The organism is Gardnerella sp. DNF01205 (genome assembly GCF_049244135.1).
Lineage (GTDB): Bacteria > Actinomycetota > Actinomycetes > Actinomycetales > Bifidobacteriaceae > Bifidobacterium > Bifidobacterium leopoldii.
The window spans coordinates 989,149-1,011,418 of sequence record NZ_CP058378.1; the positions used below are offsets into that span (position 1 = coordinate 989,149).

The following is a 22,270-nucleotide window of genomic DNA, read 5'->3' on the forward strand; positions in this document are numbered from 1 at the left end:
AGTTTTATAAAAACAAAATTTTTAAAATTGTTTTTTCAAATACTTGAAACTTATTTACTAGAAGTATTCTGAGACTCACGTTCTCTTTCATCTGAAGTTATATCTATAAGTCGTTCAACAAGAGAATCACGAGTACTAGCACTCTTTTGCAGCAAAGCAAAAACAATAGTTGCACAAATAAATACGATAATAGAAACCCAAACATTAATGCGAACACCTAAGAAAACATGTGAAAAATCAATTCGCAATGCCTCAATCCATACTCGTCCGATTGTGTACCACATAACATAAAGTGCGAATACGGAACCGGCTTTTAACTTCTTAGCTATAACTTTGCCAAAATAAATAAGCAATGCAGCACCGATGAAATTCCAAATCATCTCGTACAAAAATGTTGGATGAAATAATGTGCCTTCTGGGCACGTTAACCCATCATAACATCTTTCACTATGACCTATTGCTTGTGTGGTATCATAATTTAACTTCAAACCCCATGGCAAGTTAGTAGGAGCTCCGTAAAGTTCTTGATTAAACCAATTCCCCAATCTTCCTATACCTTGAGCAATAAGCACTGCAGGAGCTGCACAATCAGCTAGTAATCCAATAGGATATTTACGATACTTGCATAACACACAAGCAGCCAATGCGCCTAAGAATATGCCGCCCCAAATTCCTAGACCACCATTCCAAATTCTAAATATTTCTAAAAAATCACCATTAGAGCCAAAAAACTTTTCTGGAGTTGTAATAACGTGATACAAACGCGCGCCAATTATTCCAGCAGGAAGACTGACTAAAACAAGATCAAGTATCTGGTTAAAATCTCCTCCAAGACGCTTCCATCGACGCGTAGTAATCCACATTGCAACCAAAATACCGGCAAGAATACTAAGAGCGTAAAACTTTATGTTTACAAAGCCAAGAGAAAATTGCGAAATACTTGGCGACGGGATAAAACAGACTGTCATGGCGTCGATATTAGTCTAAGCCCACGATTGCGACAGATAAATTCAGAAATGAGCAAGTTGCAAAAGCACAAGCAGCACAGGACCGCACAGCAAAATAGAATCTACTCGGTCAAGAACACCACCATGACCTTTTAGCAAATGCCCCATGTCTTTAATACCAATATCTCTTTTAAGCATAGAAGCACACAAGTCACCGAATGTGCCAATGATTCCAGAAGAAATACCCATGACTAATGGCATCCACCAGAAATTGAACCAAGAGGAACCATAAAAACCTGCAATAATTGCATATGCTCCTATAATTGCAAAAAGCATTGAGCCTATTAAGCCTTCTACAGACTTCTTAGGAGAGATTCGCGGAGAAAGCTTATGTTTGCCCAACCATGCACCAGCAAATAATCCGCCAGTGTCACTTAATGCAGGTAAAAATACCAAAAGCATAGCGTGAGCAACTGCGTATTTTGTATTTGTAAGAGCTAATACAATGCAAGAAGCTAAAAGTGGAATGTACAACACCACGAATAGCGAAACAGACGTATTCGTAAATAAAGTATGTTCGTATGATGAGCGGTTAGAACCATCGAGCTTTTTTTCTACAGCTTGCATCGTTCTATCTGAAATAGTACTGCTAAGAGTCGCACAAATTACTGTAAGAAGCAAAGATGCAGTAATTCCACTAGCCATAGCAACAGCATGCCATTTTGCATAGTATGTTGCAAAAATAGTTACAAGCGAACATATTGATAACGTTACGAAAGGAATACGCAAACCGAGAGTTGCAAAATCAACATGTAATTCCCACAATGCCAGAACCATAAAAATGGCCATAAGCACTATAAAGACATCAATGCTAATAATTAAGCAAGAAACAATTGCTACAACTAGTATTGCGGCAGTAGCAATTGCTTGAGGCATATTCCTGCCCGTGCGACGATTAATATCACTTAAAGTTTCATGGGTGCCATGTGTAGCAGTATCTGCTTTGTCAAAAGACAATCCTACTTCTGATGCAGTTTTTTCAGCATTTGCTTTACTGACTTCATTGGCAAAATTATGCTGTTTTATTTGACTCATACGGCACCCATTCAGTTTGAAACTACAAAAATCTCAGACTTCCATAATTTCTTTTTGCTTACCTTCAAGCAAAACGTCTAAAGAATCAGTAACTTGCTTAGTTACTTTATCAAGCTCTTTTTGTAAACGATCGCCTTCATCTTCGCCAAGTTCACCATCTTTAACAGACTTGTCAATAGATTCCTTAGCTTTGCGACGAATATTGCGAACTGCAACTTTGCCTTCTTCTGCTTTATTCTTAGCAAGCTTGACGTATTCCTTGCGACGCTCTTCCGTGAGCTCTGGCATAGTAACACGAATAACATTGCCATCACGATTAGGGCTTACACCTAAATCAGAATCGCGAATAGCCTTTTCAACAGCATTCGCTTGAGAAGCGTCAAAAGGCGTAACTGAAAGAGTTCTAGGCTCTGGAACACCAATAGATGCAACAGCTTTAATTGGAGTTGGAGCACCATAATAATCAACCATAATTCCGTTTAGCAAAGCAGGATTAGCACGACCGGTGCGAATACCCATAAAATTCTCTTTAGTAGCTTCAACAGACTTATTCATCTGTTCACGGGCTTGATCAATTATTGCTGACATGTGTTCTCCTTTATAATATTTAAGCAAATGTTGGCTCTGCATTAGACACTAATGTGCCAATAGATTCTCCAACAAGAGCACTAGTTACGTTACCTTCGCCCTCAAGACCAAACACACGAATTTTTTGATTATTATCGCGAGCCATAGAAAGCGCAGACGCATCCATAACAGCTAAACCATCAACGATAGCGCGATTGTAGTTTAGTGTTAAGAACTTACGAGCAGTAGAATCTTTACGAGGATCAGCACTATATACGCCATCCACACCATTCTTGCCCATAAGAACTTCATCGCAATGAATTTCCAATGAACGTTGAATAGAAACAGTATCAGTAGAAAAATATGGCATTCCGGCACCAGCACCAAAAATAACCACACGACCCTTTTCAAGGTGACGAATTGCTTTCAACGGAATATAAGGTTCTGCAACCTGACCCATTGTAATAGCAGTTTGTACGCGAGTTGCTTGCCCTGCTTGCTCAAGAAAATCCTGAAGAGCCAAGCAGTTCATTACAGTGCCCAACATACCCATATAATCGCCACGGCTACGATCAATACCTGCTTGCTGCAGTTCTGCTCCCCTAAAGAAGTTACCGCCGCCGACAACAATAGCAACCTGAACGCCTTGATTCACTGCAGCTACTATTTCGCCAGCAATCCTACGAATAACATTAGTATCAATACCAACAGCGCCACCACCGAATGCTTCTCCAGAAAGCTTTAATAAAACCCTACGGGACTTTCCTTCATCCGTTTGTGCAATAGCCATACAGATTCCTCCAGTCATAACGGCGAATGAGGTATATCTTTGTCAGTTTATCTATCAATAACGACACTCAAAACGCACGTTAAGCTGGAAAATGAATATAAAAAATGGGTTGCGCACAACTTGTGCACGCAACCCTATATACAAGAACAAAAATAAATTCTTATATAATTAGTGCTTATTCAGCAGCACCTTTGCCAACCTCAACGCGAGCAAAGGCAAGAGCGGTGCCGCCAACTTCCTTGAACAAGTCACCAACGCTCTTGGATGGATCCTTAACGTATGCCTGCTCGAGAAGTACAGTTTCCTTGAAGAAAGCGTTCATACGTCCTTCAACAATCTTTGGAACAATCTTCTCTGGCTTGCCTTCAGCCAAGGACTTCTCGGTTGCAACGCGACGCTCAGATTCCAAAACTTCTTCTGGAACATCTTCGCGGCGAAGCCACTGCGCACCCATAGCGGAAATCTGCAAAGCAGCTTCGTGAGCAACCTTTGCACCAGCCTCGTCAGTAGCAATCATGGAAACGATGCTTGGAGGCAATTCCACAGACTTCTTGTGAGCATAAATCTCAACGTGTGGACCGCTTACCTTAGCAACCTGACCAACCTTGACGTGCTCGCCAAACAAAGCTGCTGCTTCTTCAACAGATTCCTTAACAGTTGCGCTATCAGCTGGTGCTGCAAGTACTTCTTCAGCAGTAGAAGCATTAGCTTCAACAGCATGGTCAAGAACAGTGTTTGAGAATTCCACAAACTTTGGTGTCTTTGCCACAAAGTCAGTTTCAGAATTCAACTCAACTGCGTAACCAGTTTCGCCTTCAGCAGACTTAACAACCTTAGAAGCGATGGTACCTTCCTGAGCCTTACGACCTTCACGCTTACCAGCTGCCTGAATACCCTTAGCGCGGATGATTTCCTTAGCGCGGGCAACGTCGCCTTCAGCTTCAGTAAGAGCCTTTTTAACGTCCATCATGCCGGCGCCGGTTTCTTCACGCACCTGCTTAATCAACGCTGCAGTAATTGCTGCCATTTTGTTCTCCTCGTATCAATATGATTCTTAAAAGCTGCAAAAAGCAAAATCAATTGGATTTTGCAGCTTCTAGATAAGAATCTGGTTGCAAATTAGCTTATCAGGCGTTTGCCTCAGTATTTTCTTCCTTGGCAGGCTCAGCTTCAGCTTCGCCTTCCTTGGTGAGCAATTCCTTCTCCCAAGCTGCCATTGGCTGAGCATCATTACCTTCAGACTTAGCGCCCTTACCGGCATGCTCAAGCAAGCCTTCAGCTACAGCATCAGCCATCAAGCTGGTCAATAACTCAATGCCACGAATAGCATCGTCGTTAGCAGGAATTGGATACTCAACAGCCTCAGGATCAGTGTTAGTATCAACAATTGCCACAACTGGAATACCGAGCTTATGGGCTTCTTCAACAGCCAAAGCTTCCTTGTTAATATCAACAACGAACATGGCGGATGGAGTGCGGTTCATGTTGCGAATACCACCGAGCTGCTTGGAAAGCTTGTCCTTCTCGCGCTCGAGAAGCAAAAGTTCCTTCTTAGTCAAGCCGGATCCACGAACATCGCTGAAGTCCATTTCCTCAAGTTCCTTCAAGCGCTTTACGCGAGTAGAAACAGTCTGGAAATTGGTCAACATACCGCCAAGCCAACGCTCGCAAACATAAGGCATGTTTACGCGAGTTGCCTGATTCTGTACAGCTTCCTGAGCCTGCTTCTTAGTGCCCACGAAGAGAACAGTGCCATTGTGAGCAACAGTCTGCTTGATGAAGTCATAAGCCTTGTCGATCATGTCGAGAGACTTGAACAAATTGATGATATGAATACCATTGCGCTGGGTAAGAATGAACTGCTTCATCTTTGGGTTCCAGCGACGAGTCTGATGACCGAAGTGCAAACCAGCCTTCAGCATTTCGCTCATGGTAATCTGTGCCATATCTATATACCTTTCTTGTCGGTTATTTCCTGGCCATGTCTGTTCGCATGCAACCTGGCTGACACATGCCTAAATCCAAGCTGACCGACACGAACGGACGCGTACATGGCGCGTATTTGCGAATCCGTGTAGACAATAAAAAGCGAGCAATCATATAACGCGGCAATACTCATGCTCAAAATGGACACGCAGAGAGTGATTATATCAGATACTCAATACCAAAAATCGGCATCCTTGTAGCTATAAAAGCAACAAAAATGCCGATAACTTTTAAAAAATTATTTACACATAACGCATAAAAACTAAAACTTAGCTACGCATATTATTGCGCAACTCACGCAACGCTTGACGGCGCACATCCTTTTCAAGCCTATCCAAATAAATATGACCATCTAAATGATCACACTCATGCTGAATCATTCTAGCCATAAGACCTTCACCTTCAAGCACTACAGTCTTACCATCTAAATCAATTCCACGAGCTCTAGCATAATTTGCACGCCTAGTTTTGTACCATAATCCCGGAACAGAAAGGCAACCCTCGTCGTCGTACTGTTCACCTTTTAGCTCTTCAATTACTGGATTTAGAATATAGCCAATTCGACCATTTATATTGTAAGAAAAAGCTCTAAAACTTACACCAATCTGATTAGCAGACAATCCAGCTCTACCTGGATCATTTACCGTTTCCAATAAATCATCAACTAAATGTTTCACAGCTGGCGTAATTTCACGAATCTCATCACAAGGAGTTCGCAATACGGGATCCGGAACAATACGAATTTTTCTAATAGACACTCGATTACTCTTTCTTTTATGTAAGTAGGAATAACGAAAAAACAACTACAAATATGTAAGCTTTTTACTCGACATGTTCATTATGATCACTATGCGATGTCGAAGAGGAATCTGATGAAGATTCTTCACCAAAACGCTTCAAATGATTCGCAGCTTGATCGATAGCTTGACGTACTCGAGGAGTTACAGCTTCCTGTGCTTGCTTAACAGTCTCCTGTGCTTGCTTAACAGTCTCAGTAGTTTTATCGAGAATCTTTACAGTTGCTGGCAAAGGACGAGTATTAGGCTTTGGAGCATACAATTGCGTTTCGATAATATCAGCATAGCGAGCAAGAATCTTCGGACGAACAATCTTCATACTTGGAGTCAAGGTTCCAGCATCTTGAGTAAATTCATCTTGCAAAATAACAAACTTACGAACAGACTCAGCGCGAGAAACAGTACTATTAGCTTGGTCAATAAATTGCTGAATTACTGAACGCACTGCTTCGTTAGTAGCAATCTCACTCATAGTAAGGTTAACATCCATACCCTTATTCTTTAGCCAAGAACGAACCATATCTGGATCAAGCTCAATTAAAGCAGAAACAAATGGCTTACCATCGCCCACTACTACAGCATGAGAAACTAATGGGCATTGAGCAATAATACCTTCCATAGGAGCAGGACTTATATTCTTGCCACCGGCAGTAATAATAATATCTTTTTTGCGACCAGTAATAGACAAGAATCCTTCATCATCTATTGAGCCAAGATCGCCTGAATGCAACCATCCATCTTCGTCAATAACTTCTGCAGTAAGCTCAGGCTTATTGAAATATCCCATAAATACGTTAGGACCTTTAATAAGCACTTCATCGTCGTCAGCAAGACGGATAGCTATACCAGGACCAGGTCGACCTACAGATCCAACTTGATTTGCATGCTCAAAATTAACTACACAAGGAGCGGCAGTTTCAGTCATTCCATACCCTTGAATAAAAGTAATACCATCAAGACCATTAAAGAAATGAGCCAAATCAGCATCCATTGGAGCTCCACCGCAAGCTAACCATGAAAGATTAGGACCTAAAGCTGAACGAATAGAAGAACCAACTGTTTTCATGTACATCGCATGATTCATGCGTGCAGCAAGAGAATGAGTTTTACCTTCAACATTGTCGCGAGACCATTGAATGAAATGCTTTACAGCTTTAGCAAAGATACGACCCTTTATGCCAGCACCAGCTTTTTGTGACGCAGCATTATAAACTTTTTCAAAAACTCTAGGCACGCCAAGTAAATACGTAGGCTTAAAACTACGCAAATCAGCCAAAAGATGCTTAGCATTAGGCACATATCCAATAACACCGTGAGCACCAATAGCAACATATTGAATGTACCGAGCAAAACAATGCGCCAATGGAAGGAATAAAAGCAAACGATTTGGTTTGCATAACATATCGTTAAGAACATCGTAACCAGCAAAAACAATATGCGTAAAATTACGATTTGAAAGCATTGCGCCTTTAGGTCTACCAGTCGAGCCAGAGGTGTAAACAATAGTAGCTAAATCATCTGCCTTAACAACATCAACAGCTTTATTAAGCTCATCCTCAGTAATAGATCTACCAAAATCAACAACTGCTTCCAAGCCACCAGCTTTGAAATTAAATACGGTTTTCAAAGTTATATGTTTATGATCCTGACGAACACGCTCTAAGCATTGAGCATGCGCATCGTCTCCAGCAAAAGCAATAACTGGCTTAACTTCATCGATAATGTCAGCTGCCTGCAATGCTGAATCTGTTTCATAAATAGGAACGCTTACAGCACCAATACATGCACAAGCAAAATCGACAATACCCCACTCATAACATGTAGCAGAGTAAATAACAACTTTGGAGCCATGCTGAACTCCGAGTGCTATTAAGCCTCGAGCTACTGCACGAACTTTCGCGAGCATTTCAGATGAAGTAACATCATGCCAACGACGAGTTTCATCGTCTTGCCATTGAGCAACCAAGTCTTGTGGGCTACGCATAGCACGATTGGCGAGTAAGGAATAAATGGTATCACCGTCTTGAGTTGGGTGAATGGCTTCTACAGCAAATTCTCGGAGCATATTATTTATTGTACTTGATAACAGAATCGACACGACTGCACGAAGTACAAAAAATAATACTTAATATTGTCATTTACAAACAAACACTGGGAAAAAACTTAGATTCTACAAGTCGTGCAAGGTAGAATGTTTAATCTTACAAAAGTGAACCCCTTTATTGCTAAAATTGTTGAAAAATCAGCAAATCAAGCAATAAGGGGCTCATATTTATTTGAATATATGTACATAAGTCTTCAAACGCATTATCATAGATGTCTTATTTCAGCTACCTACTATAAGCGACGATTTTATCCTAGATCTGCATACGTGCAAATCCAACGATTATTTTTCAATTCCAAAGATAACGACGCCCAGTATTTCACAGGTCCTGCACAAATGCGCACAACACCTTCAAAATGATTCGGGCTGACTAACATTCCATTAAACAAACTCGGAACTGCAGGAAAACTACGCACAGCAGAGCGAGTTTCCGAATCGTTATTATCAGTGAAATACTCATCCATCAGTTTCCACATGTTAGTTAATTTAGTAATACAACTTTTTGTTAAAAGCTGCGACATTGCTGGAGAAATAGGCCTACCTCTCGAAATATCTGCAGCTATGCAAGCAATTTGACAAGTTTTTAAAGCTAAATTAACAAAAGCCTGCTCATCTCTACTGTCGAAATAACACATTCCAACATGGTATTTCAAGCATTCACGCGAAAAACCAACACTAACTTCACCCTCATATACAGGCAAGCTAATACGAGGTCTACAGAAAACATGTGGAGGATCCTCGTCATTGTTTTTCTTAGTCTTTGAGGACTTATCTTTCAGCTCATCATCACTGTAATCGTTATCTTCCATGCCATAGGCATCAGCAAAATCTATCTTCATGTTTCTCTCCTGTTTTAACAATTATTTAAAACTGTTGTTATTTAAAACTTGTTAAGCTTATATTTCTACAAACTAAACGAGTTTAGATAAAAGCTTACAACGTAATTTTTCTCTAACTGCGTAATTAATAAAAATGTGGATAAATTACAAAATATTCGTCGTTTTTATTGAAAATAAACGATTTTATGCGTGTTGAATTATACACATTACGGTTTAAAAGAATAGCAAATATAGCTAAAAAATCATATTTATGCATAAATCAATAGAATGTTCATATAGATATAACAATTTTGAAAACAAAAATGGCGGCTCAGAGCAAATTACTGAACCGCCATATTTTATGCAATAAGCATCATACTTATAACACTAACGAATATCCTGATGGAATGGGTTAAATACTACGTTGCAACGCTGGAAGCTCTTAACATCAACATAACCTGTAGAAGCCATTGTTCTGCGCAATGCACCAACAAAGTTTGTAGTACCATCTGCTTCATGACTTGGACCGAAAAGAATATTTTCTAACGGAGCCACAGTGCCAACATTTGAGCGCATGCCACGAGGAAGTGATGAATGGCGAGCCTCAGCACCCCAATGAGTGCCATGACCAGGAGCCTCAGTTGCGCGAGCTAATGGAGTACCAAGCATAACTGCGTCAGCTCCAACTGCAAGAGCCTTAATAAAGCTGCCGGAATTACCCATTCCTCCATCAGCAATAATTTGCACGTAACGACCGCCGGATTCATCCATATAATCCCTACGAGCTTCAGCAACATCCGCAATGGCAGTAGCCATAGGTGCTTGCACACCTAAAGTATTCATTGTTGCGGATACTGCTCCGCCGCCAAATCCGACTAAAATACCTGCAGCTCCAGTTCTCATCAAATGAAGAGCAGAAGTATAATCCGCGCAACCTCCAACAATAACAGGGACATCGAGATCGTAAATAAACTTCTTTAAATCAAGAGGTTCATGATCTTTAGAAACATGTTCCGCAGATACTGCTGTTCCGCGAATCACAAATAAATCAACACCAGCTTCTAGCACAGTGTTATATAATTCTTGCGTGCGTTGTGGAGAAAGAGCTCCTGCTACTGTCACTCCAGCATCTCTGATTGTATGCAAACGCTTTGCAATCAATTCTGGTTTGATTGGCTCAGTATAAATCTCCTGAATGCGGCGTGTTGCAATATTTGACGGCATCTCAGCTATTTCTTTTAACAAAGGTTCTGGATTCTCATATCGAGTCCATAAACCTTCTAGATCAAGAACTCCAAGACCACCCATTTGACCAATTGCAATCGCAGTATCCGGGCTAGTAACAGAATCCATCGGAGCAGCAATAATTGGGATATCAAACGTGTAAGCATCTACTTGCCATGAAGTAGATACAGCTTGAGGATCACGCGAGCGGCGCGAAGGAACAATAGCAATATCGTCAAGCGAATATGCAACTCGGGCTTTTTTGCCCAAACCAATTTCAATTTCCTGAGACATACTTCTTAGGCTAGTGCCTTATGCTGACGAGTTACGACTCATAGTAAGACTCATAGTAAGACTCATAGTAATTCAAAAGCTATTTATCATTATTTTTACGCAAAGCACTGTATATAGCTTTTGCTTTATTCTCGCCAATTCCAGGTACTTTTTGCAAATCTTCTAATGAAGCATTTTTCAAAGATTTTATTGAACCAAAAGATGCAAGCAAACGCTTGCGATACACTGCTCCAATTCCAGGAATTGCATCAAAAGTAGAATGCAATGAACCTTTTCTTCGCAATTTACGATGATACGAAATAGCAAAACGATGAGACTCGTCTCTAGCACGCTGCAATAAATACAATCCTTCTGAGCTTCTCTTAAAAATGATTGGATAATCTTCGTCAGGAAGCCACACTTCTTCAAGCTTCTTAGCTAAACCACAAACAGTAATATCACTTACGCCAGCATCTCTCATAGCTCTTTTAGCAGCTTTTGCTTGTTCTTTTCCTCCATCGACAATAATTAATTGAGGTTTATAAGCAAAATGCCGCGCACTAGTCAATGAATTACCTGAAAAATGCTTATTAGAAATACTGTTAGCATCGCAAATATTAATATCAGATGAGTCAGATGTATCTGATGTATCTGATGAATCTGATGCATCAAGCCTATTTTCTGCATAAACATCTTTATGCTTAAACCTTCGCAATAATGTTTCATAAACAGCACTTAAATCATCTATTTTACCATCACCATGTTCACCTCGAACCGCAAAATGACGGTACTCACTAGGACGAGCAACACCATCTTCAAAAACAACCATAGAAGCAACTTGATAACTGCCATCAACTGTATTTGAGATATCATAACATTCAATTCGCAAAGGAGATTTACTCATTCCAAGCGCCTTTGCTATTTCATTCATAGCTTCTGTTCTCATATCTATGCTGTTAATACGGCTAGATTTTATTCGTTTCAATTCCTGACTAGCATTATCGTTTGCACGATCCATAAGAGCACGTTTTTCTCCGCGCTCTGCAACTCTAATACTTACTTGAGAACCACGAATATTGCTAAGCCACAATTCAAGCTCTTGCTTACGTTCATCAGAAATTTTAATTGGAACTATAATCTCACGAGGAACAGGCGAAATAGGAGCAAGTAAATCCTCACGACCTGTTCTCTCTTGACGTTCACGACGAGTTTTAGTAGCTTGCGCTCGCAATATTACATCAGTTGCAGTAGCTTGCTGCGTAGAGCTAACAGCGTCGCGAACTTTCTTAATGCTAATAGTATCTTCATGGTTTTGTGTGTAATTTTGCTCATATTCTGCGTATACGCGAGTTAATAAATCAGCTATAAGATCACTGTCACTGATATGCTCATTTCGTTCTACCGACCAATTTTTCTCTCCACGAATCATTCCAGCTCTGACAAAAAATACATGAATTGACGCTTCAAGCTCATCTCCGCAGAATCCAAAAACATCTGCTTCTACATCATTGTCAAACACAACTGCATTTTGTTGCAAAATAGTGTTCAAAACAGCAATTTCGTCACGCAATTTAGCTGCACGCTCAAATTCTAGCTCTTCACTTGCTTCTTTCATCTCATTCTTAATTTGTGAAATATAAGACTCTCCAACACTGCCTGTAAGTATGCCAACTACATGTTCTACCATCTTGCGATGTTCGCTAGGATCTATGTTTCCTATACAAGGAGCTGAACATTTACCAATCGAAGCAAATAAGCAAGGTCTACCAGTCCTATGAGCTTTGCTAAAAACAGAGGATGAGCATGTGCGAATAGGAAAAGTTTTAAGTAAAGAATCTAAACTATGACGAAGAGGCCACACTTTTGCATACGGACCAAAATATCTAGCATGCCGCGCACTACGATTTCTAGTAATCCATACTCTTGGAAAAGTTTCCTCTAGCGAAACTGCAACATAAGGATATGTTTTATCGTCACGAAAAACTACATTAAACCTAGGATTAAAAGCTTTAATCCAAGTATATTCAAGTGTAAGAGCCTCAAATTCAGTGCTTACAACAGTCCATTCCAAACTGCGAGCTGTAAGAACCATAGATTGAGTTCTAGGATGAAGTTGGTAAAGAGGTTGAAAATAATTCGCTAAACGATTGCGTAAATTTTTTGCTTTTCCAACGTAAATAACTCGCCCCTCGCCATCACGCCACTTGTATACTCCAGGTTGCGCTGGAATATCACGAGAAGCTGGACGGAATAAATCACGGGTATCACCAAGCAATGGAGCTCCTAATGCATTTACTCTTTCATCATCAAATGATGAATCTTTCGAAAACTGTTCATCTATTATTGCTTGCGTTTTACGCCATTTTTCACTATCTCTCATCCTATTTTCTTCTTGCAAATCATATGCTTTATAAGAATTTTTATTAAGATCATTATCTTTCATTTTCACCTCCTTTCCTAAACAAGATTTATGCAACTATTCATGAGATTTGTCGAGTAAATTTCTCAGTTCAGCAAATTACAGATCGGTAACTTTTTTGAACGCTTAATGTAACATTTGCTTAAGGAATTTACCTGTCCAACTCTCGCCATTACGCGCTACGCTCTCAGGACTACCTTCTGCAACTAAGGTTCCGCCTTTATCTCCTCCTTCTGGACCTAAATCAATAATCCAATCTGCAGATTTCACAACATCAAGATTATGTTCAATTACAATAACACTGTTGCCTTTATCTACAAGAGATTGCAAAACCGCTAGAAGTTTCCTAACATCTTCAAAATGCAGTCCAGTAGTAGGTTCATCAAGAATATAAACTGTTTTACCAGTAGATCTTCTCTGCAGCTCTGTAGCAAGCTTTACTCGTTGAGACTCACCGCCAGAAAGCGTTGTTGCGCTTTGACCAAGACGAATATAGCCCAAGCCAACTTTTACTAAAGTATCTAAATATCGAGAAATAGAAGGATATGCTTTGAAAAATATTGCAGCTTCACAAATAGGCATATTAAGAACATCTGCAACAGACTTTCCGTTATATGTAACTTCCAAAGTTTCACGGTTATAACGTTTACCATGACAAACTTCACACTCTACGTATACGTCAGGCAAAAAGTTCATTTCTATTTTTAAAGTACCGTCGCCATGGCATGCTTCACATCTGCCTCCTTTAACATTAAACGAGAAGCGACCAGGACCATAGCCACGAACTTTTGCTTCTGGAGTCTGAGCAAACAATGAACGTATTTTATCCCAAACACCAGTGTAAGTTGCTGGATTAGAACGAGGAGTTCTTCCTATAGGATTCTGATCGACATGCACTACTTTGTCACAAAGCTCAATACCATCAATACGTTTGTGCTTTCCTGGAACAATTCGAGCACCATTTAGTTTGTCTGCAAGAACAGGATATAAAATTGAGTTTATAAGTGTTGATTTACCAGATCCAGATACACCCGTTATGCATGTGAATACTCCCAAAGGTATGCTTACATCAATATTTTTTAAATTATGCTCATGGGCATTAATTATATGGAGCATACGATTTTCGTCTACACTACGACGTTGTTTTGGCACATCTATTGAGCGTCTGTGAGCAATATAATCTCCAGTAATTGAACGCTGAGCTTTAATAATTCCATCAGACGGACCTGAATATACTACTTCTCCTCCATGCTCGCCAGCTTCTGGACCAATATCAACAAGCCAATCGGACTGACGAATAGTATCTTCATCATGCTCGACAACAATAAGCGTATTACCAAGATTTCGCAGATGATGCAATGTTGCAATCAAACGCTCATTATCTCTTTGATGCAATCCAATAGACGGCTCATCAAGCACGTACATAACACCAACTAAACCTGATCCAATTTGAGTAGCTAAACGAATACGTTGAGCCTCTCCACCAGACAAAGTTTTTGCAGCTCTTGAAAGAGTGAGATAGCTTAAACCCACATCGTTCAAAAAACCAAGTCGAGCACGAATCTCTTTTAATATTTCTGTTGCAATTACTGCTTGAGAACCATCCAAATGCAAAGCATTTACCCATGCTAGACTTCGCTCTACTGGCATATCGCAAACTTCAGCTATGGAAGTATTAGATACTGTAACTGCAAGAACTTCTGGACGTAAACGCTTTCCATTACATTTTTGGCATGGAACTTCACGCATATACGACTCATAATATTGACGCATTTGATCAGAATCAGTTTCGTCATGTTTGCGCATAAGCGTACGAACTACACCTTCAAAGCCAGTAGAATATTCACGCTGACGCCCCCACCTATTTGTGTAGGAAACTTGAACTGTGAAATCATGACCATACATGATGTCATGTTTAACGTCTTCCGCTAGATCCTTCCACGGAGTATTCATATCAAAATGCAAATCTTTAGCAAGTCCTGAAAGTATGTGCTGATAATACATTCCAGCTGACTTATTCATTGCCCACGGCTCAATAGCTCCCTGCGCAAGAGATTTGTCTGGGTCTGGGATAACAAGTTCAGGATCAATTTCGAGATTGTATCCAATGCCAGAACATTCAGAGCAAGCACCATAAGGAGCATTGAATGAAAATGTTCTAGGCTCAATCTCATCAAGCTCTAATTGATGATTATTTGGGCATGCGCGATGCTCCGAAAATGATTTACGACGCGTTTGTGAGTCTTCTGGTTCGTCAACAAAATCAGCAATTACTACTCCCTTAGATAGTTTTAATGCTGTTTCAATCGAATCAGTTAATCGAACACGAATGCCATCTTTAATAACTAAACGATCTACTACTACTTCAATTGTATGTTTCTTCTGTTTAGTAAGAGTAATATCTTCAGAAAGCTCATGCATTTGTCCGTCAATAATCGCACGAGCATAACCATCTGAGCGCAAAAGCTCAAGCGTGTCTTTAAATTCTCCTTTACGACCACGAACTACTGGAGCAAGAATTTGTAACCTCGTACGTTCTGGCATAGCAAGCAACGAATCAGTCATTTGCTGAGGAGTTTGAGAGCTTACTATTTGACCACATTCAGGACAGTGAGGCACACCAATCCTAGCAAACAATAATCGCAAATAATCATATATTTCTGTAATAGTTCCAACAGTAGAACGAGGATTACGATTCGTAGTTTTTTGATCAATAGAAACAGCAGGACTTAGGCCCTCAATAAAATCAACATCAGGCTTATCCATACGTCCTAAAAATTGGCGAGCATAAGCACTAAGCGACTCAACATAGCGTCGCTGACCTTCTGCAAAAAGCGTATCAAACGCAAGCGAGGACTTACCAGATCCAGAAAGACCAGTAAAAACAACCATACGATTCCTAGGAATCGATAAACTTACATTTTTTAGATTATGCTCTCTAGCACCCTGGATAGTTATTTTCCATTCAGAAGGAATACTAGATAAATCAGCTATAAAAGTACCGTTGTTAGCGCTCATAGGAGCATTATCAAGCAATTCTTGCAACGAGTCATTTTGTTCATTCGCCTGTTTTGACACAATTACCTCCACACTTCCCCATAATCACTTGAATATTCCCAACCAATACCCAATTTTATTACTAACAAGAAAATTATAGAACAAGTGTTCGAAAAAGTAAAGTATTTGACTATCAACCACATGCTGTATTCGTTACCAGTAAGCAGTATAATGGTGAGTTTGGTTATGACTTTTATAAGTAATAAATACTAACAGCCTAAATTTTGGGGAACGGAACAGACATTATGCCTATTGACGCACAAGCTTTAACCATTCAGATTGGTGCGCGAACGCTGTTAAATCCTACCGATTTTCACGTCACAAAGGGAGATAAGATCGGTTTAGTCGGCAGAAACGGCGCAGGCAAAACTACGCTTACTCGCGTTATTACAGGAGACATGCTGCCAGCAGGAGGCTCGGTTAGAGTTAGTGGAGGTTTAGGCTACTTACCTCAAGACACGCACGCAGCAGACCCAGAGCAAAGTGTTATAGATCGCATTATGAGTGCTCGAGATATTGCTTCTATCGTTTCGCGTATTCGCAAAGCGGAAAAAGAAATGACAGATCCAGATCCAGACATAATGACTAAAGCTATGAACCGCTACGACAAAGCAATGCAAGATTTTGAAAAAGCAGGCGGTTATTCAGTGCAATCTGAAGCAATATCGATGGCAACAAGCTTGGGACTTCCACAAGAAGTTATGCAACAAGCTTTAGGAACACTTTCAGGTGGTCAACGTCGCCGGATAGAACTTGCTAGAATTCTGTTTTCTGACGCAGATACATTAATTCTCGATGAGCCTACAAACCACTTAGACGCAGACTCAATAATATGGTTGCGCAATTATCTTAAACGATTTGAAGGCGGATTCCTAGTAATTTCTCACTCCACAGAATTACTAGACGAAGTAGTCAACAAAGTATGGCATTTAGATGCGCAACTTGCAAAAATAGACATGTACTCAATGGGTTGGAAAGCATACTTGCATCAGCGCGTAGTAGACGAAGAAAGACGTCGTCGCGAACGAGAAGTTGCAGAAAAGAAAGCTGAACGCCTTATGAAACAAGGCATTCGCTTGCATGCTAAAGCTACAAAAGCAGTTGCTGCTCAAAACATGATGCGAAGAGCTGAACGCCTATTAAGCGAAACAAGTGAAGCTCAAAAACAAGAAAAAGTTGCAGATATTCGTTTTCCAGAACCAGCTGCATGCGGAAAAACTCCAATTATGGCAAAAGATATTTCCAAAGCGTATGGTTCTAATATTGTTTTCGCTGGAATTAATCTTGCTATAGACAAAGGTTCACGCGTTGTCATTCTAGGCTATAACGGTGCTGGAAAAACAACAACATTACGCATTTTGGCAGGAGAAGAAACAGCAGATACTGGTGAAGTTCAATACGGACACGGATGCAAAATCGGTTATTTTGCACAGGAACACGATACATTAGACTTGGATTCTACAGTTTTGGAAAACCTTCAGCATGTTGCACCAAACCTGGATGACACGCAAGCACGTTCTATGCTTGGCAGCTTCCTGTTTTCCGGCGACGACGCAATGAAGCCTGCAAGAGTGCTTTCAGGTGGCGAAAAAACGCGTCTAGCACTTGCAACACTAGTCACTTCCAAGGCCAATGTGCTACTACTAGACGAACCTACTAACAACTTAGACCCAGCATCTCGAGATGAAATACTTAAAGCTATTGCAAAGTATGAGGGAGCAATTGTTCTTGTTACACACGATGAGGGTGCAGTTCAAGCCTTACAACCTGAGCGAGTGCTACTCATGCCTGATGGCGACGAAGACTTGTGGAATGACGAATATCTCGATTTAGTTGCCGAAGAGTAAAATGTTGAACTGAATTACTTGAATTGTGCAATAGAATGGTTAAGCAGTGATTTCAACGTACGCGTCTAAGACTTTGCCAAATACGGCAAATAGTGACAACAGTCGTATAAGCAATCAAATTGACAAACATTGCATAAAACGTACGCTACATTTTTTGCGAATACCATTCATCGTAATAATTCTTATAACCTTATTTGAATGTTCTATTGGAAATCTGCCATTTTGGAGTAGTGTTACAGGAAGCACAGATAGCATTTCTGCACACAACGATATAGGTTCTGGAATTAGACGCTTAGCTTCCGGCGGCATTCTTATAACGGATCCTTCAGAAGCATATTTAGAAGTAACATCCGATGGAAGTTCGCCTTATATTCGCTTAGAGCCTGCGATTATTAAAAAGAAAAGCAAAAATAATAATCTTATTTCAAACATCAATGTTTTAGTTGAAGCAAACAAATACTTAAGCAAACCTCAAAGCACAAACACTGCTTCTCTAAACCCATCTTTGCTTAAACTTCCAAAACAAGCAGTAGGAAAATCTTGCATTGTTAGAGTGTGGCTGCAGCATCCAATAGGATCAATATTGAATATTGAAGACTCAAGAGCAAACGTTCGAGTGCCTTTTAGGTGGTCATGGGGTCGCGTATTAATACTTGCTATTTTTGCATTTTTTGTTACGCTTTGGAATCCTTGGTCCAAGCTTTGGAAAATTAAACTCAACACTCATAGTCTTATTCAACGTTGCTGCTTTGCTGCTTCTCTTCTTCCATTTATTGCTGTTGGTTTAATAACTATTTTTTGGAATTTACGAAACGCAACTCCTATGCATTTTTACACAAACGGTAATTATGCATATGATTTTGATCAATATGCTCACACTGCAGACGCATTGTTAAAAGGTCAAGTGCATTTAAATCTTCCTGTTCCTAATGAGTTAGAACACTTGCAAAATCCTTACGATCCTACGGCTAGAAATAATTTGTTAAACCACTCAGTACAACATATGTATTGGGATTACGCATACTACAAAGGTCACTGGTATTCCTACTTCGGAGTTCTTCCAGCAATATTGCTATTTTTGCCTTATCGCATTATTTCAAGACTATGGACTCCTGAAGGCTCTATGCTTCCAACAACAGTAGCTACGATAATATTCTTAATTGGTTTTCTTATCGCAGGTTCCCTATTGGTTATTCGAATTATTGAGCAGACTTCAAAAAAAGTATCTTTAGGAACGACATCCATCGTTCTTGCTTTATTCTTCATTACTTCAAATACAGTGTATTTGTGGTTTAGAACGTCATTTTATTCCGTACCTATGGCAGCCTCACTTTTCTTCACATCTCTTGGATTGTGGTGCTACTTAGGTTTTAATAGAACACACTCTTTGCTAAATATTGTTTTAGGTTCTTTCTTTATCGCATTAAATTTAGGATGTAGACCTACTTTTTCTATAGCTGTTCTTTTTGCACTTCCTGCAATTTATTCGCATATAGAAAAAGATTTACCAAATATTTTGCGCAACTGGAAACAAGTTTCTTCATGGCATAAGCCTTTTAAATATTTTGCAGCTTGGATACTGCCATGCGTAATTACTGCAATTCCATTTGGCATTTATAATCTTTTGCGCTTTGGCTCACCGTTAAATTTTGGCAATGAGTATCAAATAACTATTACTGACATGACGACTATGCGTTTGCCGTCACAAAATATTTTGCCGTCTATTTTCAGCTATATTGCGCTACCTTTACGTTTTATTCCAACTTTTCCTTGGATTGGTATTCAGCCTATTGCATTTGACCGTTGGCAATATGCAGAGCCTATGATTGGCGGAATGTTTACACTTTCACCATTGGCATTAGTTGGCATAATATGCGTATTTATTATGAAAAAACGCTGCCGCACGCATATTGCTTGGCAAACAAGCGTAATAGCTATAATAGTTGGGCTTGTTCTTATTGTTTTTGACAGCTTAAAAGCTGGTATCGGATGGAGATATATTGCTGATTTTGCGTGGTCTTTTGCTATAGCTGCCGCAATTGGAATTAGCTTGCTTTTAGAATATGCATCCACTTTGCAATCAGAAAATTCTTTACATAAAAAAACTATTGCTTACACAATACGCTTACTTGTAGCAGTATTGCTATTTGCTTCTATTGCTATCGCTGTACTCAGTTGGTTTGTTACAGGACGTGAAGACAGCACGCTTCGTTTTAACCCAAACTTATGGTTCGCGTTTAGAAGTTGGATGACATTGTTTTAAATAATTATTTATATAATTACTATTCTTCTAACAATGCATCTACAGTTCGAAGAAGCGCATGCAATCCGCTAATAAACTGTTGCGGCTCTGGCAATAATGACAATGCTAAATACCCATTAACTGGCATATCGAAATAATATCCAGGTTGAGAAACTAAATTATAATCTTTCATCAATCTCAAAGCTAATACATCATCGTCAATGCAAGATGGTACACGCAATAAAATATTCCATCCGCCCTCCGCACGCAACGCGCTAACACAGCATTTAGGCGTGGATGCCAACGTTTCTCGAAGCGTATGCAGATTATTAATAATACGATTTCGTACAATAGCGCTTTGAGAAGATGCATATTGCAATAATTCTGGTATTCGCTCAGAAACAGTATTACCAATAGGCAAAAAATCATCCGCTATAACGTCAAGCCTTTTTTGTGCTTCATAAACATCATCTTTAGGACCTGAAACTTCAATCCAACCAACTTTTGCGTGAGGAGCAGCAAGCATTTTGGAGAATCCATCAAGCGCAAAAACTAAAGTAGAAGATTCTCCAGCAAGACGAGCATTTCCAGCAAAAGGTTCAAGCGAATATTCATAAAATACTTCGTCTGCAATAATCGCAACACCATTATCACGACATAATTGCAATAGTATTTCACGTTCTTCAGGCTTGACATATGAGCCTGTAGGATTATTTGGATTAATAAGCACAAGAGCTTTAATACGCAAAGACACATCTTCTAAAAGTTCTCTAGCACGCGCAATATCAATAGTCCAAGAACCATCATAGTGCAAAGGATACGGTATTGCATTCACACATTGCAAGCGCGCAATAGACTCTATAAGAGGATATCCAGGAGTTGGTCCCATAACGGCATCCCCTGCATCACATAAAAGCATCATAAGCCATGCGTAAGCTTGAGAAGTTGAAGAAAGCACATAAAGCTGATCTGGATTAAGCTTTGATGGAACAGACTTTTCAGTGCGGTTATCTCGCTTATTGATAAAGTTTGAAAGAATATCGCGAATTTCCTTAGGACCCCTAGGGTCTGCCGTGTAACGTCCACTTAAACATTTAGGCGCTAAGCCGTGAGACGTTGGATTGGAATCGTTTAATTTAGTAAGCTTTACACCATTAAAAATAGCTTTTCTCTGAGCTAAAATAATAGGATTTGGCTCACTCACATCTACTCTAGAAGAAAATCGCACGAAACTACCCTAACACTTGGCATAACAAAAGCTGGGCTGCAGTATAAACTGCTCACCCAGCTCAATAGATAACAAATAATATTTAGTTATTTTTTAGTTTTGCTGCATCTTTTGCATTGCATAGTAAGCTGCACCAATAATTCCAGCCTCATTATGCAATGTTGCAACAACAATAGGAGTTTTAATATCGATATGCGGCAAGAACTTTTCGCTTACGCGGCTAACACCGCCACCGACAACAAACAAATCTGGGTTGAAATACTTTTCCATCAGGCCGTAGTACTTAGTCAAACGCTTAGCCCACTTCTTATAGCCCATATCCAACTTTTCACGAACAGAAGAAGCAGCGTACTTTTCAGCATCGCCCTTACCTTTTTCAAGCTGAATATGACCAAGCTCAGTGTTTGGAATAAGCACACCGTTGTAAATCAAAGCCGTGCCGATACCAGTGCCAAGAGTAGTAGCAATAACCAAGCCATCCTTGTCTTTCGCCGCACCAAAACGCTGCTCAGCTAAACCAGCAGCATCGGCATCGTTAACTACTGTTACAGGACGACCACAAGCCTCGCTAAAGACTTCAGTAACATCAACACCAATCCAAGACTGGTCAAGATTTGCCATAAAATCGAGCTTCTTACCAGGCTTAATTGGAGCAGGGAATGCAATTCCAACAGGAACATCTGCAGGTACTTCAAAATGTTCAAGCTGCTGACGAACAATATCTGCAACTGCTTGAGGCGTAGAAACCGCAGGAGTGAGAATTTTGTATCGAGGTTCTGCGAACTCTCCCTTTTCCAAATTTACTGGAGCAGCCTTAATACCGGATCCACCAATATCGACGCCAAATGCTTGTGCAGTGTCAATCATTTCACTAAC

The 22,270-nt window shown here is 40.0% G+C and carries 16 protein-coding genes; 2 read left to right on the forward strand and 14 right to left on the reverse strand.

What is annotated here, in order from left to right:
* Positions 1–50: 50 nt before the first annotated feature.
* The 12 genes from lgt to uvrA form a co-directional block, all read right to left on the reverse strand.
* Positions 51–968, reverse strand: a complete 918-nt coding sequence (gene lgt / locus HXT47_RS04180) for a prolipoprotein diacylglyceryl transferase (protein ID WP_004106607.1) — start codon at positions 966–968, stop codon at positions 51–53.
* Positions 969–1,010: 42 nt separating this feature from the next.
* Entirely contained in the window at positions 1,011–2,042 is a 1,032-nt protein-coding gene (locus HXT47_RS04185) for a phosphatidate cytidylyltransferase (protein WP_012914196.1), read from the reverse strand.
* A gap of 33 nt (positions 2,043–2,075) precedes the next feature.
* Positions 2,076–2,630: a ribosome recycling factor gene (frr, locus tag HXT47_RS04190; protein WP_004106603.1), complete on the reverse strand. Its 555-nt coding sequence runs from the start codon at positions 2,628–2,630 to the stop codon at positions 2,076–2,078.
* 19 nt (positions 2,631–2,649) lie between these two features.
* Positions 2,650–3,399 (reverse strand): UMP kinase, encoded by a 750-nt coding sequence (gene pyrH, locus HXT47_RS04195; protein WP_004106602.1) that lies wholly within the window; start codon positions 3,397–3,399, stop codon positions 2,650–2,652.
* A gap of 175 nt (positions 3,400–3,574) precedes the next feature.
* Complete coding sequence (gene tsf, locus HXT47_RS04200) at positions 3,575–4,426, reverse strand: translation elongation factor Ts (RefSeq protein ID WP_421788885.1); 852 nt, start codon at positions 4,424–4,426, stop codon at positions 3,575–3,577.
* Positions 4,427–4,526: 100 nt separating this feature from the next.
* On the reverse strand, positions 4,527–5,345 hold the full coding sequence (rpsB, locus tag HXT47_RS04205) for a 30S ribosomal protein S2 (protein WP_119526583.1): 819 nt from the start codon (positions 5,343–5,345) through the stop codon (positions 4,527–4,529).
* 309 nt (positions 5,346–5,654) lie between these two features.
* Positions 5,655–6,143 carry a peptide deformylase gene (locus tag HXT47_RS04210; protein ID WP_004106598.1) on the reverse strand — a complete coding sequence of 163 codons (489 nt, stop codon included), beginning with the start codon at positions 6,141–6,143 and terminating at the stop codon, positions 5,655–5,657.
* Between the two features lie 64 nt (positions 6,144–6,207).
* Complete coding sequence (locus HXT47_RS04215) at positions 6,208–8,247, reverse strand: AMP-dependent synthetase/ligase (protein ID WP_004106596.1); 2,040 nt, start codon at positions 8,245–8,247, stop codon at positions 6,208–6,210.
* Between the two features lie 287 nt (positions 8,248–8,534).
* On the reverse strand, positions 8,535–9,125 hold the full coding sequence (locus HXT47_RS04220; RefSeq protein WP_004106594.1) for a hypothetical protein: 591 nt from the start codon (positions 9,123–9,125) through the stop codon (positions 8,535–8,537).
* 366 nt (positions 9,126–9,491) lie between these two features.
* Positions 9,492–10,622 (reverse strand): GuaB3 family IMP dehydrogenase-related protein, encoded by a 1,131-nt coding sequence (locus HXT47_RS04225; protein ID WP_004106592.1) that lies wholly within the window; start codon positions 10,620–10,622, stop codon positions 9,492–9,494.
* A gap of 79 nt (positions 10,623–10,701) precedes the next feature.
* Positions 10,702–13,044: an excinuclease ABC subunit UvrC gene (uvrC, locus tag HXT47_RS04230; protein WP_004106589.1), complete on the reverse strand. Its 2,343-nt coding sequence runs from the start codon at positions 13,042–13,044 to the stop codon at positions 10,702–10,704.
* Positions 13,045–13,146: 102 nt separating this feature from the next.
* The gene (uvrA, locus tag HXT47_RS04235) at positions 13,147–16,038 is read right to left on the reverse strand and encodes an excinuclease ABC subunit UvrA (RefSeq protein ID WP_223293644.1); all 2,892 of its coding nucleotides are present in this window, start codon (positions 16,036–16,038) and stop codon (positions 13,147–13,149) included.
* Positions 16,039–16,322: 284 nt separating this feature from the next.
* Here uvrA and HXT47_RS04240 point away from each other — a divergent pair, with 284 nt between their 5' ends.
* Positions 16,323–17,924 carry an ABC-F family ATP-binding cassette domain-containing protein gene (locus tag HXT47_RS04240; protein ID WP_012914200.1) on the forward strand — a complete coding sequence of 534 codons (1,602 nt, stop codon included), beginning with the start codon at positions 16,323–16,325 and terminating at the stop codon, positions 17,922–17,924.
* Between the two features lie 46 nt (positions 17,925–17,970).
* On the forward strand, positions 17,971–20,187 hold the full coding sequence (locus HXT47_RS04245; RefSeq protein WP_421788887.1) for a beta-carotene 15,15'-monooxygenase: 2,217 nt from the start codon (positions 17,971–17,973) through the stop codon (positions 20,185–20,187).
* Positions 20,188–20,206: 19 nt separating this feature from the next.
* On the opposite strand, the gene HXT47_RS04250 is transcribed toward HXT47_RS04245, so the two are convergent.
* Complete coding sequence (locus HXT47_RS04250; protein WP_421788889.1) at positions 20,207–21,394, reverse strand: pyridoxal phosphate-dependent aminotransferase; 1,188 nt, start codon at positions 21,392–21,394, stop codon at positions 20,207–20,209.
* A 93-nt stretch (positions 21,395–21,487) separates the two neighbouring features.
* The gene (ppgK, locus tag HXT47_RS04255) at positions 21,488–22,261 is read right to left on the reverse strand and encodes a polyphosphate--glucose phosphotransferase (RefSeq protein WP_004108876.1); all 774 of its coding nucleotides are present in this window, start codon (positions 22,259–22,261) and stop codon (positions 21,488–21,490) included.
* Positions 22,262–22,270 lie beyond the last annotated feature (9 nt).